The sequence below is a fragment of the Photorhabdus heterorhabditis genome (genome assembly GCF_018448905.1).
Lineage (GTDB): Bacteria > Pseudomonadota > Gammaproteobacteria > Enterobacterales > Enterobacteriaceae > Photorhabdus > Photorhabdus heterorhabditis.
On sequence record NZ_RCWA01000010.1, the window covers coordinates 1 to 17,340 of the forward strand.

The following is a 17,340-nucleotide window of genomic DNA, read 5'->3' on the forward strand; positions in this document are numbered from 1 at the left end:
GTCAGGCTGCGGTGATAAAACAGCCATCTTTCCACAGAGAATATTGATGATTTAATAGTGACATCATCAAACTATTCTAATGTGAAATTAATTGACCGTCAGAATGAATAGTGTGAAATGTGATCAGCGATCAGTTATTTACTGCTGTTAATGGTGAATTGGATATATTAAATTCCGAAAAATCACGATAAGACTGGAGATATTGTCCGTGTGGACATTGAGGGCTTCACGATAAAGTTCAGTTAAATAAGTAGCAGGAGAAAACACGGAAGATACTGCTCCCGGGGATTCTCTCCCTTGCCGTCGCAATGCACCTTGAAATCTATAGGGTATACATAAATCAAAAGAAATTTGATAATCATGAAACAGATGTCAAAATTAGCCTCATCCCTGAGGCCAATCTCTTTATACCCGTTATCTTTCAAGTTGCCTCTTTGTTGGCTGCACTCACTCACCCCGGTCACATAGTTATCTATGCTCCCGGGGATTCGCTCCCTTGCCGTCGCGACGCATCTTGAAATCCATAGGGTATCTATCTCAGAAAAATTTAGTCATAAAACTGACTGATACTCTCTTTTTCTTGGCCGGATACGATGACGTTTAACAGTCGTTCATAATATGTAGCTATCCTATCCATGACTGCTTCTGTATACAGTTCTGGATTGTAATTGAGTTCACACTTGATATTTTGTGGCATGTATAAGAAATTCATCCCAAGTGATTCAAAAGGAATTATTTCGGTATCTATCACTTCCACATCGAGATTTGGCAATGATAATTTTTCATCTTTAGATACATCGATAAAATCATAGAAACTTTGTGCATCCAAATAGTTAAACAGAACGTTAAATATGCCCTCCCTCGCCTTTTCTCCCACCGCGTCAATCACAACAGACATGTGGATATTAGTATTCGCTATGGCGTGATGAATAGACTGACTAACCTGCTTAATGATTTCTTGTAGGCTCATTTCCTGATTAATATTGGATTTTACTATCAAGTCACCCAAGAACAATCCTATTGTTTGATGGCTTTCGATGCGAGTTCGGTCAACTTTGGGTGAGGTAACAATATGTTGTGATTCACCGGAGTACATAAAAAGACAAGTATGGAACAGAGCCATAAATAACATATAAGGTGTGATTTTATGAGTTTCACAATATTGCAAAACAGCTTTATCTAGCGAATCAGGTATTCTGATATGACGGGCATGAGACCGATATTTTGAGGCCAGATGTTTTCTGAAAGAAACTGGAAAGTCGCGTTCTGGATTAACATCCGCAAATTGTTGTTGCCAAAATTTAATTTGTTTTTTAGCGATCTCAGTCGCATGGATTTCTTGCAAGTCATAAACATAACCAGAATATTGCATGGCAATTGGCGGTAACGTGTTTTCTTGCCCCTGTGAATAAGCGGTATATAACTGTTTAAACTCATTCATAATGATATTAACAGACCACCCATCGGAAATAATATGGTGCAAATCAATCAATAATACCGTGATTGTCTCCGAAACAGGCAGTAGGAATGTCTTGATTAGCGGGCCATTATAAACATCAAAAGGTGTTCTTAATTTTTCTTTCCAGAGCTTGTTAATTTCAATAATAATTTGGTCTTTCTCTATTCCTTTTGGTAACGCTTCGATAACTTGAAGATTAATTTTCATATTGTTATCAGGCCGCATGAAAATCTGCCCATTTTCTTTATAAAACTTAAAACGTAAACTTTCATGTCGTTCCAGGATAGTATTTAAGCTTTTTGCCAACGCACTGTGATTCAGTTCTCCTTCCATCAGCAAAGTAATGGGTACGTGGAAACTATCCTCCAACAACGCTTCCTGAATAAAATACCAATACATTTTCTGACAATAAGAAATAGGCATTTTTCCATCAAATGTATTGTGATCAGATATATTGTGTGTTGTCTGCGGTGCGGATATTTCATGCTTATGACTGTGACGAATTACACTGGCAATCTGTGCAATGGTTGGATTTGCAAACAGCTGATGCATACTGAAATGATTGGTTAAAATATTTCTTATGGAAGCGGTTATTTTAACGGCCAAGAGTGAGTGACCACCAAGCGAGAAGAAATTATCATAAATACCAATTTGATTGATTTTTAGATGTTCTTGCCATAACTGACAGAGTTTTTCCTCGATTTCATCTCTCGGTGCGATATAAGCCTGACGACGTAAATCATTTTCATTCGGAATAGGTAACGCTTTTTTATCCACTTTATTGTTCAAATTCAGTGGAATACGTTCCAATGGGATATAGAGACTGGGCACCATATAATCCGGCAGTTGTTTTTTCAAGGCGGATTCCAGTAGCTCTGCGAGTTCTCCACTAATAGCAGGAAGTTGCGGATAATTAGCTAGATGCGTTTGGCTGTAATCTGAGCGCGCCTGCACTTGAGGTAATTCACCTCGGCTGAAAATCACATCCAGTAAATCAGGCTGCTGCTGTGACCATGTAAGTTCACACTGGTAACCGCACTGTTCCGCATATTGAAGTAAGGATTCGAGTGCCAAAACTTGCTCTGCGGCTTCTGGAGAAAAACCGCTAGCCTCTTTTGATAGAAAAACAATCTGATTAGATGACCAATGGCGTAGCCCTTCTGCTAAATCAAAATCATCTTTGATGCGGGCATTAGGAATACCAGAGACACCAAATGTATCGAATTTCCCTGTCTCTAACACATTACAGAGATCTTCAATAGAATTAAAATCGCACCAAGTTACGGGTAAATTGCAACATAATTCCGCATTTTTATCGCACTTATGTAATATCACTTCATAACGATAGCGCAACATTTCATTGTCGCCAACACCACGTTTAACCAAAATATCCACTCTGCCAATTTCAGGGTAACGCGTCGGCAATTGTGCAAAATAAGTTGGACTCAGTAAAAACTCTTTTTCTTTCTGTAAACGTTGTTGAATACGGTTTGCCAGCATACCCACCGAAATACGTTGCCCATTCAGGCGATTTTTCTCGATAGCTGTTATATGTGCAGTTAACAAATCTAAGTTACGGATATCTCCTAGCAGAATTTTTCCCCCGGTTTTAACCGCGGGTAATAACTGGGTAATGACTTTTTCCAGATATTGAATATTGGGGAAGTATTGAACAACGGAATGCATCACAACGGTATCGAACTGATCAGGCGTGATTGTGCCTAAATTCAGTGCATCTCCCCTAATTAGCTCCACGTGTGACCAGCCACGCTGTTGTAGAATTTTCTGGTGCCGTGTCAATATCTCCGCTGAAATATCCGTAGCCAATACTGATTCGCACCGTTCAGCATAGCGATACAACAATAAGCCCGATCCACAGCCGATTTCCAATAAGCTGCTGGGGTGCAGGGATTCAATCCGCTGCATGGTACCTGCCCGCCATTCTTCCATTTGGTCCAATGCAATCGGCTGTTCGGTATAATTATTTATCCAACCATCAAAATCATTCTTGTCATCACTCTTATCAAGAGTATCGGTAGCAATATGTGCTGTTATTTCCCGCCGATACTGACCATCAAAGATCTCTGTCCAGCTTTCAAGGTAATCTGCATTAAAAGCGGCTGCTTTCTCTGCCAGCCAATTGGTACTCGGGCAAACATAAGCAATGAGTTTCCTGTCCTCATTGTCATGACCATCAGCGATCACGACAGCATTACTTAAAATCTCCTGCCCCGCCAACACCGACTCGATTTCCCCCAATTCAATACGATGGCTGCGGATTTTGACCTGCGAATCCCGGCGGCCAATGAATTCCAACTCACCTTCCGGCGTCCAGCGTACTAAATCACCTGTACAGTAAAGTCGATCTGCCGGATTAGTGCTGAAAGGATCTCGGATAAACTGTTTTTCCGTGATATCCGGTGCATTCCGGTAACCGCGTGCCAGTTGAATGCCACCGATATGCAGTTCCCCGACAGCCCCAAAAGGCACCAGATTACCGTCGGAATTTAGAATACGCATCACGGTATTCGGCAACGGTTTTCCAATTGTCACTCGCTTATTTGCTGTTAATAAGGCGGAGGTCACAATCGAAGTACACTCTGTTGGGCCATAAACGTTAAATAGCTTTCTGCCCTGCGACCACTGCGCGACAATATGCGGCGCCACAGCTTCCCCTGCCAATAACAAGGTTGAAACTGTGCGCCATTTGTTGAAATCCAGATGAGGCAACAACGCCGGCGGGAGTACGGCATAGGTAATGTGGTGTTTTTCAACCATCTCATCCAACCACTCAGGCGAACGACGATGTGTTTCTGAAATCAAATACAATATGGCGCCATAGGCCAGGGTCATTGCCATTTCCAACACTGCAGCATCAAAGCTCCAGGAAGCAAACTGCAACCCGCGAATATCAGCATCCGCACCAAATAATGTGGCTTGTGCTTGTGCCAGATTCACCCAACCCTTGTGCTCCAGCATTGCTCCTTTGGGTCGGCCAGTAGAACCCGAGGTATAAATGACATAGGCCAGATGATTTTCTGTCAGGGGCACTGAACGATGAACAACATTGCCTGTGGGCAGGTTTTGCACATGTGACTGTACCGTTTTGGCATCCAGACAGATAACGCGTTGCTGGCTGATAGGCAATTTATCAACCAGCGGTGTTTCGGTCAGGATAAACTCCGCTCCGCTGTGCTCCAGCATGTATTGCAGGCGGGCCTGCGGATAACTGGCATCCAAAGGCACATAAGCGCCACCAGCTTTGAGAATACCCAGCAGTGCAACCACCGTTTGCAACGACCGAGGCAGGCAAACTGCCACCAGAATATCTGGCTGGATACCCTGCTCAATCAGGTAATGCGCCAACTGATTGGCCTGAGCATTAACCGCCTGATAACTTAAAGCCTCTTCACCAAAAACCAGCGCGGTTTTTTCAGGATTCAGTGCCACCTGTTCTTCAAACAGCTCGTGGAAGCACCCATGTGGGTGATGGTTCTGTGGCCCATTTAATTCATGCAGTAAGGTATGCTTTTCAGCTTCTGCCAATAATGGCAGTTCATGAATGGAGGGCTCTTTATTGACTGAATCATCTGTCATCACTTCAACAATGCCAGAAAGCAAGGTGTCGTAATTGGCGATAAATCTTTCAATAGTACGACTATCGAACAGACTGGTATTTGAAATCCATACTATAGATAATTCGCCTGTCCGTTCTTCTTCAAAAATATGGACTTCCAAATCAAACCGAGTTGTTCTAAATAAATTATCCCCGAGTTCAATAACATCATCCTGTCCCAGTATTGTGTCACGTTGGTTATTCTGTACTGCAAACATGATTTGGAAGATAGGATTATGGTTTAGGTTCCGTTCCGGGCTGAGCGTTTCCACCAACATCTCAAACGGCAAAGCTTGATGTTCATAAGCATCCAGAATGGTACGGCTGTTTTGTTTTAATAATTCACTGAACGTCGGCTGACCAGATAAATCTGTCCTGATAACCAATGAATTAACAAAAAAACCGATCAGAGGTTCAATATCAGGATGTTGTCTGCCGGCAATGGCTGTTCCAACCAGAATATCTTTTTCATTACTATAGCGACTCAGTAATACGGTAAAAGCCGTTTCCAGGAACATAAATAGTGTAACGTTATGTTTGGTACATAATGCTCTGATTGCTTGAGTAAGATGTACTGAAATACGCTGTAGATGAAGCCGTCCTTCGATATTTTGTTTTTCCGAACGAGGATTATCCAGCGGCATACGGTGGACTAGTGAAATTCCGGCTAACTGATTCTGCCAATATGTTAGCTGTTTTTTCAGCACATCATCTTGCAGCCAACCCTGTTGCCACTGAGCATAATCGGTATATTGAATTCTTAGCCGCGGTAGCGGATTTTCCTTACCCAGGCAATAAGCTTTGTATAGCGTGAAAAATTCATGGAGAAATATTGCCATCGACCAACCATCGAAGGCGATATGATGTATCGTATAAATAATAAGATAATCATCTGCTGCCAATTTTATTAACCTAATGCGCAGCATCAGATCAGTATTAAGGTTGAAAATGAGATTTTCTTCTTCCTTACTAATGTGTTTTACCTGATCGTTTTTCTCAGTTTCAGCTAACGCTGATAAATCATGATGTGTAATCGGTAAATCGAAATCCGTGGCAACAAATTGCCGTGGTTCGTTATTGATAATTTTAAAATAGGTACGCAAAACTTCATGGCGTTCAAGTAATGATTTAATGGCCGCCTCAAACGCCTCTATGTTAATGGATTCCCGCAGCCTGAAATCCCCCATACAGTTATACTGACGACTGCCGCCATCCAGTTGATCAATAAACCATAGTCGTTGTTGAGCAAATGAAAGAGGATAATGCTCTGCTTTACCATCACGCTGAATATCTTGTAAAAAATGATGCGTTTTAGTTTGCTCTTCTGAATCTAACTGGTTCAGAAAATCAATCAACTCCTGTTTATGCCATTTCCATTCACTGAGCAAGTCTGGTGAAATACTGCTGTGGCTGGTTTCATATTGTAAACGGTTATCAGTAACGAACAGAGTAATTCCCTGCTCTAAAGCTTCATTGACAATTCGCGCGGCATTTCTCATATCTCACCCTTCAATAGTTCTTGCGCTGTCTCTTTCCCAGCCTGGAAATGTTTTCTCTTTTCTTTGATAAGATGAATAGTGACCACCTGTGATAGCTGCTCAAGTGTCGGGTGTTCAAAAACACTTCTCAACGGAACTTCTATTTCTAATTCGTTACGTATTGAACTAATAAGGCGGGTTGCTTGAAGTGAATGTCCACCCAAGGTGAAGAAATTGTCATAGATGCCTACTTGACTGATATTCAATAACCGCTTCCATAACTGACCGATCTTAATTTCTATTTCATTTCTTGGCGCCACATAGTTTTGTCGGCGTAAATCGTCTTCATTGGGGATCGGTAATGCTTTTTTATCCACTTTATTATTTAACGTGAGTGGCATTCGTTCCAAAGGAATATAAAGACCAGGAACCATATATTCTGGCAATTGCTGTTTCAGTACGGATTCGAGTAATTCTGAAAGTTCCCCACTAATGGCGGAAATTTGTGGATAATTAGCTAAATGGGTTTGATTATAGTCAGTACGTGCCTGTACAGGTGGTAGCTCTCCTCGACTAAAAATTACATCCAGCAAATCAGGTTGCTGTTGTGACCACGTGACACCGCATTGATAACCACATTGTTCAGCGTATTGCAGTAAGGATTCAAATTCCTGAACCTGTTGTAACGCTTGTGGGGAGAAACTGCCGGCATTTGCTGGTGGCGTCATCATCTGATGAGCTGACCAATGACGCAACCCTTCTGCCAAAGTGAGGTCATCTTTAATTCTGGCGTTGGGGATACCTGAGACACCCAATATATCTTCTGTGCCCATCTGTAACAAATTACGCAAACTTTCAAAAGAATCGAAATTATGCCAATTTAACAACCACTCATTACCAGATTGGGTATTTTCATCTCTTTTGTGCAATATCACATCGTAACGATAACGTAACATTTCATTGTCGCCGATGCCACGTTTAACCAAAATATCAACCCGGCCAATGTCAGGGTAACGCTCCGGTAATTGGGCAAAATAAGTTGGACTGAGTAAAAACTCGGGTTCTTGTTGTAAACGCCGCTGAATACGGTTCGCTAGCGTCCCTACTTGAATACGCTGCCCGTTAAGGTGACTTTGCTCTATCGCTGTAGCATGGGCGGTTAATAGATCTAAGTTGCGGATATCTCCCAGCAAAATTTTCCCACCCGCTTCAACTGCCGGTATTAACTGTTCAAATACTTTTTCCAGATATTGAACATTAGGGAAATATTGGACAACAGAGTTAACCACGACAGTATCAAATTCATCAGCATGCAATGTTCCTAAGTTGAGTGCATCTCCTCTTCTGAGCTGCACATGTGACCAGCCACGTTGTTGCAGAATATGTTGATGCCGATTTAACACCTCAGCCGAAATATCGGTCGCCACCACTGATTCGCACCATTCAGCATAGCGATACAACAATAATCCGGTACCACAACCAATTTCCAGTAAGTGATGAGGATGCAGGGCTTTAATCCTGTGCATGATCCCTGCTAACCATTCCCCCATTTGCTCAAGGGCAATCGGCTGTTCAGTATAGCTGTTCATCCAACCACCGAAATCACTGTCTAATGCGACTACATCACCTTGCTGAGTACTCCCTTTTTGAGTCCTAGCCGTTGTAGGTTGACGGTATTGCTCATCAAAAATTTCTGTCCAGTTCTCAACGCTGCTTGCATTAAATTCAACCGCTTTTTCACCTAACCACTCTGTACTTGGGCAGACATACGCAATAAGTTTTTTATCTTCATCTTGACCATAAGCAATCACAACCGCACTACTTAAAGCATCATGCCCGGACAAAACTGTCTCAATTTCACCTAACTCTATACGGTGACTACGGATCTTAACCTGAGAGTCAACCCGGCCAATAAATTCCAACTGACCATCCGGTGTCCAGCGTACTAAATCGCCCGTTCGATAAAGCTTGTTTTCCCCGCCATCCGTTGAATGTGAGCTGAATGGATCACGGATAAACTGCTTTGCTGTGATTTCCGGTGAGTTTCGGTAACCGCGTGCTAACTGAACGCCGCCAATATACAGTTCCCCGATAACGCCCATCGGCGCCAAATGACCTTCCGGATCAAGAATACGCATCACAACGTTAGGCAAAGGTTTTCCAATCGTAATCTTTTCGTCAGTGAGTAAAGCGGTGGTGACAATGGATGTACATTCTGTCGGGCCATATACGTTGAACAGCTTTCTATTCTGTGACCAACGAACAGCAATCTGTGGTGGTACTGCTTCACCCGCCAAAAGCAAGGTTGAAACCGAACGCCATTGGTTAAAATTCAGATGAGGAAGCAGGGCTGGCGGTAGTACAGCATGGGTTATCTGATGTTTTTCAACCACTTCATCCAACAATTCAGGGGAACGCCGTTGAGTTTCGGAAATCAAATACAGTGTTGCGCCATAGGCCAAGGTCATAGATATCTCTAAGATCATGGCGTCAAAACTCCAAGAGGCAAACTGCAACCCCCGACAATGTGAGTCAATGCCAAATAAATTTGCTTGCGAGAATGCCAGATTAACCCACCCTCTATGTTCCAGCATTACCCCTTTCGGTTTACCGGTAGAGCCGGAAGTATAAATCACATAAGCCAGATGATTTTCTGTGAGCGGAAGTGAGCGCTGAGTAATATTATCCGTAGGTCTATGTTGTAGCTGAGACTGTACTACCTCTGTATCCAGACAAATCACTTTCTGCTGGCTGATTGGCAATTTTTCAACGAGGTGAGTTTCGGTCAGGATGAATTCGACTTCACTGTGATCCAACATATATTGGAGGCGGGCTTTCGGATAACTGGGGTCTAATGGTACATAAGCGCCACCCGCTTTAAGAATACCCAATAATGCCACAACTGCTTGCAATGACCTTGGTATGCAAAGTGCAACCAACGTGTCCGGTATGATCCCCTGTTCAAGCAGATAGTGTGCCAATTGGTTAGCTTGTTCATTTAATGAGTGATAGCTCAGGGTGTCATCGCCAAAAATCAGTGCATTTTTTTCAGGGTGTTGTGATACCCGCTGTTCGAAGAGTTCATGGAAACATTTTCCGGTCGGGTAAGGAATTTGTGGCCCGCCCCATTCATGCAGTAAGGTATTCCGTTCAGCATCCGCCAATAATGGAAGGTCATGAACAGACGGTTCGCTGATACCCACATGATGCTTCATCACGTCAACAATATTGGTCAGCAAAATTCCGTAATTGGCGATTAATCTGTTAATGGTCGCATTTCTGAACAGGCTGGTGTCAGAGATCCACCCAATGGATAACTCACCTTCGTCCTCTTCATAGATATGGACTTCCAAATCAAATCGGGTAGTCAGCAGGGAACGTTCTTTAGATGTCACAATACTATCCTGCTCCAGCGTTGTATCCCGTTGATTATTCTGTACTGCAAACATGATCTGAAAAATAGGATTATAATTTAAATTCCGTTCTGGACTGATTTTCTCCACCAGCATCTCAAAAGGCAGGTCTTGGTGTGCATAAGCATCCAGGATTGCACGACTATTTTGTTTCAATAGTTCACTGAATGTCGGCTGACCGGATAAATCCGTTCTTATCACCAGAGAATTGACGAAAAATCCAATCAAAGACTCAGTGTCACGATGTCTTCGTCCTGCAAGTGGCATGCCAACCAGAATATCCTTTTCACTACTGTAACGACTCAACAACACAGCAAAAGCTGTTTCCAGAAACATAAATAACGTCACTTCATGTTTGGCGCACAGTGCTCGTATTTCTTGGGTCAACGCTTTTGAAATACGTTGTGGATGAACATTCCCTTCAAAATTTTGTTTCTCTGGCCGGGGATTATCCAGCGGGAAACGGTGAAGTGGAGAAATACCTGATAACTGGTTTTGCCAGTAATCCAATTGTTTTTCCAGAATATCCCCTTGCAGCCAATCCCGTTGCCATTGGGAATAATCGGTATATTGAACGGGTAATGGCGGCAGAGGATTACCCTCGCCTTGGCAATAAGCACGATATAATGTCAGCAACTCACTGATAAAGATTGCCAGCGACCAGCCATCACAGGCGATATGATGAATCGTATAGAGAATGAAATAATCATCATCTGCTAATTTTAGCAACCGAATACGCAGCATCAGGTCAGTGCTGAGATTAACAGCTTGTTTCCACTCCTGCTCACCGAGTTGTTTAAGCTGTTGTTGCTGCTCAAATTCTGAAAGCGTGGACAGATCATGGATGGTAATCGGCAAATCATAAGAGGTCGCGATAACCTGCCGTGGCTCATTATCAATAATTTTGAAATAAGTACGCAGCGATTCATGACGTTCAAGCAATGTTGCTATAGCCGCCTCAAAAGCTTTCAGATTGAGTGACTCTCTCAGCCTGAAATCACCGGTGCAGTTATACTGCGGACTGCCTTCGGTGAGTTGATCGATTAACCACAAACGCTGTTGAGCAAATGAAAGTGGGTAATGTTCCGCACGCTCATAACGCGGAATACCTTGCAGTCGGAGAGTGTCCGTATCCTCTTCTGAATCGATTTGCTTCAGGAAATCAATCAACTCTTGTTTATATTGTTTCCATTCACTCAGCAGTTCCGGCGGAATGCTGTTTCGGCTGGTTTTATATTTCAGTTTGTTATCAATCACAAACAGAGTAATCCCTTGATTTAAAGCTTCATTGATAATTTGTGCCGCATTTTTCATATATCACCTTCCAATAGTTCCTGTGTTGTCTCTTGCCCAGCCTGGAGATGTTTGCTCTTTTCTTTAACCTGATGAATCGTGGCGATTCGTGCTAATCGCTCAAGTGTTGGATGCTTAAAGACACTGCTCAACGGTATTTCAATGTTTAGATCATTGCGTATTAAGCTGATAAGGCGGGTTGCCTGAAGAGAGTGACCACCCAACATGAAAAAATTGTCATAAATGCTGACTTGACTCACGCCCAACACTTCTTGCCATAACTGGCTAATTTTTCTCTCCACTTCATTTCTTGGCGCGACATAACTTTGTTGGCGGAAATCATTTTCATCTGGAATAGGCAATGCTTTTTTGTCCACTTTGTTATTTAACGAGAGTGGCATTCGCTCCAGCGGAATATAAAGGCTTGGAACCATGTATTCTGGTAATTGTTTTTTCAGCGCTGATTCAAGTAGATCAGAAAGTTCAGCTTTAATATCGGAGGATTGAGAAGCGTTGTCGGTATTAAATTTCAGCCCTTTTTTATCCAGCCAATCTTTGGTTGGACAAACATAGGCAATCAATCTTTTATCGTTCCCATAAGTAATAACCGCAGCACTGCTTAAGGCGTCATGTCCGACCAATGTAGTTTCGATTTCTCCCAACTCAATCCTAAATCCTCTAATCTTGACTTGAGAGTCAATCCGGTCAATAAATTCCACACTACCATCAGGTAACCAACGGGCTAAATCTCCGGTTCGGTATAAACGTTGGGATTGGGATTTGTCCGTCAAATCAGTCATAAATTTCGTTGCGTTTGTTTCAGGAGAATTCAAATACCCGCGTGCCAGTTGGATACCGCCAATACATAACTCCCCCGTAACACCAATAGGAACTAAATTGCCTGATGGATCAAGAATACGGATAACGGTATTAGGCAATGGTTTCCCAATCGTAATTTTGTCATCCGTTAATAAGCCGGAAGTCACAATGGCAGTACACTCTGTCGGGCCATATACGTTAAACAATTTTCGATTCTGTGACCAACGAACAGCTACCTGTGGTGGTACCGCTTCCCCCGCTAAAAGTAAGGTTGAAACGGAACGCCATTTATTAAAATCCAAGTACGGCAATAAAGCAGGAGGTAATACAGCATGGGTAATCTGATGTTTGTCAACTAACTCACCCAAATATTCAGGGCTATGCTGTTGAGTTTCTGAAATTAAATAAAGTGCGGCTCCATATGCCAGTGTCATCGATATTTCTAAGATCATGGCGTCAAAGCTCCAGGAAGCGAACTGCAATCCCCGGCTATATGAATCAACACCAAATAAACCCGCCTGTGAAAGTGCCAGATTTACCCACCCCTTATGTTCCAACAAAACCCCTTTCGGTTTACCGGTAGAACCAGAGGTATAAATGACATAAGCCAGATTATTTTCCGTTAGTGGGAATGGGCGTTCAGTGATATTGCCCGTAAGCATGTGCTGCAATTGTGATTGTATTGTCTCCGTATCCAAACAGACGACTTTCTGCTGGCTGATTGGGAGTTTTTCTATCAGATTTGTTTCAGTCAGAATGAACTCAGCTTCGCTGTGTTCCAACATATATTGAAGACGGGATTTCGGATAACTGGGATCTAACGGCAAATAAGCCCCGCCTGCTTTAATAATTCCCAGTAGCGCGACTACAGCGCGTATTGAACGAGGAATACAGAGCGCGACCAATGTTTCTGGTTTGATCTTTTGTTCTATCAAATAATGAGCGAGCTGGTTAGCTTGTTTATTTAGCTCCTGATAACTTAATGAATTGCCGTCAAAAATAACGGCGGTGTTTTCAGGATGCCGGGCAGCTTGTTCTTCAAACAGTTCATGAAAACAGCCGCCATGCTGGTTATGATCCTGTGGGCTATTCCATTCATGTAATAAAGTGTGTATTTCAGCCTCTGCTAATAATGGAATGTCATGGACAGAAGGTTCCTTGTGTATTAGATCGGAGCTAATACATGGCTTCATGACACTAACAATATTAGCAAGCAAGGTTTCATAATTGGCGAGTAATCTTTCAATAGTCATCTTGTTAAACAAGCTGCTGTCATAAACCCATAAAAGGGATAATCCTCCCTCTTCTTCTTCATAAATATGAATTTCCAAATCAAATCGGACTTTCAAAAGCAAACGCTCTTCAAACTCAATATTATTATCCCGTACCAGTGCCATATCACACTGAGTATTCTCCAAAGTAAAAGCGATTTGGAATATAGGGTTATAATTTAAGTTTCGTCCCGGGCTTATTTTTTCTACCAGCATTTGAAATGGCAAATCTTGATGTGCATAAGCATCCAAGATAGTACGACTGTTCTGCTTTAATAACTCACTGAAAGTAGGCTGGCCGGATAAATCCGTTCTGATCACCAGAGAGTTAACAAAAAAGCCAATCAGAGGCTCAATATCATGGTGTCTTCTCCCTGCGAGTGGTGTTCCAACCAAAATGTCTTTTTCATTACTGTAACGACTCAACAATACGGCAAAGGCTGTCTCCAGAAACATGAATAATGTGACTTCATGTTGGTGACATAATGCGCTTATTTCTTGTGTCAAATCCTTTGAAATACGTTGATCATTAAGATGTCCCTCAAAACTCTGTTTCTCTGGTCGTGGGTTATCCAGTGGAAAACGGTGAAGTGGAGAAATACCTGATAACTGGGTTTGCCAATAATCCAGTTGTTTTTTCAGAATATCGCCTTGCAGCCAATTTCGTTGCCATTGAGCATAATCGGTATATTGGATTTTAAGTGGCGGTAATGGGGCTATTTCTCCTTTACTATACGCGCGATATAAGGTGATAAGTTCATTGACAAAGATTTCTATTGACCAGCTATCGCAAGCAATATGGTGAATGGTATAGATAATCACATAATCATCTTCGGCCAGCTTTATCAGGCGAATACGTAACATCAAATCAGTACTGAGGTTAAAAACCAAGTTATCTTCTTCTTTATTGAATCTTTTGACTTGAGATTCTTGCTCAGTTTCAGAGAATGCAGTCAGATCATATAATGTAATAGGTAAATCATAGGAATGTGTTATGACTTGCCGTGGCTCATTATCAATAATTTTAATACGGGTACGTAACGCCTCATGACGCTCAAGCAACATTTTTACAGCCGCCTTAAAAGCGTTGAAATTAAGTTGCTCCCGTAATCTCAAATATCCGGGACAATTATATTGAGGGCTACCTTCGGTAAGTTGATCGATAAACCACAAGCGTTGCTGAGCAAATGAGAGTGGATAATGTTCTGCATTGCCATCACGTTGGATATTCTGTAACTGATATGTTTGAATTTCTTCTTTTTCATCGATCTGGTTCAGGAAGTCGATCAACTCTTGTTTATAATTTTTCCATTCACTGAATAATTCAGCAGGAATACTATCACGGCTAGTTTCGTATTGTAATCGGTTATCAGCAACAAACAGAGTAATTCCTTGATTTAAAGCCTCATTCACAATTTGCGCTGCATTTTTCATATATCTCCTCGAAAATATAATATCAGATTATTTACACACGTGATTATTTATTATATTCGTAATTGTAAAATAAAAAATTTCTAATCATGTTAGCATATAGGAATCGAAAACTATTAGCGACGCTGTTTGATTTTATTATCAAAACAGAGGAAAAATAAATAACTCTTCATAATTATGACACGCCCCATTTTATTACTCTCGGTTATTCCTATAGGAAAATGAATTCAAAAACACTTTCACTTTTTCGAGCCACTACCACATATACTGTCAGCAGTGATTTCGTATCACCATTTCATACAGTGATTGCCACAGGCGCTCAATTTTATTCAGTCAAAAATAATAAACAGGTAAAATAATAGGTTAAATTTAGGATGACGGGGCTGCCAATCACTGCCCCACCGGTTTTTATGAATACGATAATTATCCAAAATTAACGTTAAGGTTTCAGCGGGACAATCTTGGCGTTCAAGCTCTTTCAATACACTGATAAATAATCGATAATTCTTATTTAACCCACCAATATATTTCAGGTTTGCAATTGAACGACTGATCCCCTGAAAAATAAAACCTAAACATCCCATTAGGTATCTCACCAATTTCAACTAATATTTCGGTAATTTTTCCAGGGTATTTAATTAATTTCTTAATATTAGTTATTACCTATATAGCCAATATTACTCAAAAAATCATCGGGAATAATTGTCCCTTTCAATGCCGAAAAAATCATCCCAGTCGGGTGGATTACGGAGTAATATTACATCTCCGGTCTCAAAATCCTGCCGAATAAAAATTTTATCAGGGTCAAACTAATAAGCCGCAGGCAAACACACCGCTTGATTCCTCCCATTAATAAACAATTTCGCGACAATATCAAAACAGATGACAGATATTGGTACATGACCAAACATGATGTTATAAAGCTATCAATTTAACGGTAAGTAATAAATTCGTTGTCCTTCAAAAAAATTCCCTATTTCACTTGACCCGTATCAAGGATACGAGTATATATTTTCATAAATTTTATTTATGTATACCCAATAGATTTCAAGATGGATCGCGACGGCAAAGGAGCGCAGCCAACAAAGCAGCAACTTGAAAGATAACAGGTATAAACCAGAAAATATGAAGGAGAGAGGATGAGTAACGCGATCAAAGAAATAAGTGATGCTAATATTGCATATGCAGCAACTTTTGACGATGACAAAAAAAACCTTGGTTTACCTGCTGTCAGACGATTTGCCATATTGACTTGTATGGATGCCAGATTAGACCCAGCAAAATTTGCAGGTTTATCTGAAGGTGATGCCCATATTATTCGTAACGCGGGCGGAAGAGCCAGTGATGATGCCATTCGTTCACTTATTATTTCTTACAAACTTTTCGGAACAAAAGAGTTGTTTGTCATCCATCATACTCATTGTGGGATGGAACTTTTTACAGACAACATCATGGGTGATTTACTGGAAAGCAGCCTGGAAAGTGTCATCATGACGGATGAGGGATTTAAAGAAGTCGGCACCAGCGCCGGTTCACCTGAGGGAAAATATATCAAATGGCTCACCATTGACAATCAAGTTAATAGTTTAATCGAAGATATTCACCGTATTCGTACTCACCCCCTCGTACCCGCAAGTATCGCCATATATGGGTACATCTATGATGTGAAGTCAGGAAAATTAATTGAGGTTCCTGAAGCAACAAGCCTTGCAAATGCAGAGTCGTAAATTAAACTTATTGGTATATCGTCATCATTGAAAGATGTTTGATTTACGATAGGCTTATGTGATTTACTCCCCACGCTCAATCATAAGTGATTAGCGTGGGGTTTATTATCAGTGATTCTATATTCTGCTTATTTTATTGCTATAAACATTTAAAAATTCGAGTGCTGAAATATTAAATTTTTTATATAAAGGGGAGTTAACCCAATAAATTCAGATTTTCAAAAAGATAATTAACTGCGCTTAATTGAAGCCCATTAACCATTAATAAAGAGTTAAAAATTAATCAATGCAAAAAAAATAATATTATCCGAAAAGATAGGTATTTAAACACTTTCTTGCTATTATTTTATGCATAAAATCCTAAAAATCACATAATAAAAAATGGATACAATAGTTAATCTGGTAGGATTTAATCCCTGAAAAAGTTTATTATCCGTGAAAATATAAAGGGGTATTTACAGGGTCATATAATCGCGAAAATCCTTTTCATCACTTACTCAATCTCTATTTTTTAAAGCCAGGTTTGCCGTTTTTAGCTCGCCATTCTTTTATAGTTTTTAAAATTCCCTCCGGGGAATCATCCTCTCCATTTTTGGGATAATATCTTTAGAAATCATATAGGAACATTCTGAAAATTGCGGATTTTATCGTCGAAAATGCATGCAATAACTTATGATTCGTAATGCATTAAATACAAATTTTTAATAAAAGAGCCAACAAAGGAAGAGTGAGCAAGATAAAACTGATTCTGTAGAGCGGGCATTATGTCTGACGAAATAAACGGTCAGACCAAACACAATAGATTGAAGAAAGCATCAACAAGACACTTTTAG

General features: G+C 41.0%; 4 protein-coding genes and 2 pseudogenes. 1 reads left to right on the forward strand and 5 read right to left on the reverse strand.

Annotation, left to right across the window (positions count from 1 at the left end; all coding sequences use genetic code 11):
- Window positions 1-547: 547 nt before the first annotated feature.
- From EAE89_RS08315 to EAE89_RS08330, 4 genes and pseudogenes are all read right to left on the reverse strand, one after another.
- Window positions 548-6,574, reverse strand: coding sequence for a non-ribosomal peptide synthetase (locus EAE89_RS08315; protein ID WP_214085679.1), 6,027 nt, complete (start codon window positions 6,572-6,574; stop codon window positions 548-550).
- A complete protein-coding gene (locus EAE89_RS08320) occupies window positions 6,571-11,280 on the reverse strand; it encodes a non-ribosomal peptide synthetase (RefSeq protein ID WP_244866304.1) in 4,710 nt (1,569 codons plus the stop codon). The genes EAE89_RS08315 and EAE89_RS08320 overlap by 4 nt, the downstream gene beginning before the upstream one ends.
- The gene (locus tag EAE89_RS08325) at window positions 11,277-14,783 is read right to left on the reverse strand and encodes a non-ribosomal peptide synthetase (RefSeq protein ID WP_214085680.1); all 3,507 of its coding nucleotides are present in this window, start codon (window positions 14,781-14,783) and stop codon (window positions 11,277-11,279) included. The genes EAE89_RS08320 and EAE89_RS08325 overlap by 4 nt, the downstream gene beginning before the upstream one ends.
- A gap of 252 nt (window positions 14,784-15,035) precedes the next feature.
- Window positions 15,036-15,370 (reverse strand): annotated as a pseudogene (locus EAE89_RS08330) (transposase); the annotation flags it as partial.
- A gap of 549 nt (window positions 15,371-15,919) precedes the next feature.
- On the opposite strand from EAE89_RS08330, the gene EAE89_RS08335 reads away from it, so the two are divergent.
- The gene (locus EAE89_RS08335) at window positions 15,920-16,507 is read left to right on the forward strand and encodes a beta-class carbonic anhydrase (RefSeq protein WP_054475871.1); all 588 of its coding nucleotides are present in this window, start codon (window positions 15,920-15,922) and stop codon (window positions 16,505-16,507) included.
- Between the two features lie 504 nt (window positions 16,508-17,011).
- On the opposite strand, the pseudogene EAE89_RS08340 reads toward EAE89_RS08335, so the two are convergent.
- Window positions 17,012-17,110, reverse strand: a pseudogene (locus EAE89_RS08340) (bacteriocin immunity protein); the annotation flags it as partial.
- Between the last annotated feature and the right edge of the window lie 230 nt (window positions 17,111-17,340).

Excerpts from the sequence above, each read along its gene's own strand:
- EAE89_RS08315 (WP_214085679.1), bottom strand. The coding sequence starts at position 6,574 with ATGAGAAATGCCGCGCGAATTGTCAATGAAGCTTTAGAGCAGGGAATT.
- EAE89_RS08320 (WP_244866304.1), bottom strand. The coding sequence starts at position 11,280 with ATGAAAAATGCGGCACAAATTATCAATGAAGCTTTAAATCAAGGGATT.
- EAE89_RS08325 (WP_214085680.1), bottom strand. The coding sequence starts at position 14,783 with ATGAAAAATGCAGCGCAAATTGTGAATGAGGCTTTAAATCAAGGAATT.
- EAE89_RS08335 (WP_054475871.1), top strand. The coding sequence starts at position 15,920 with ATGAGTAACGCGATCAAAGAAATAAGTGATGCTAATATTGCATATGCA.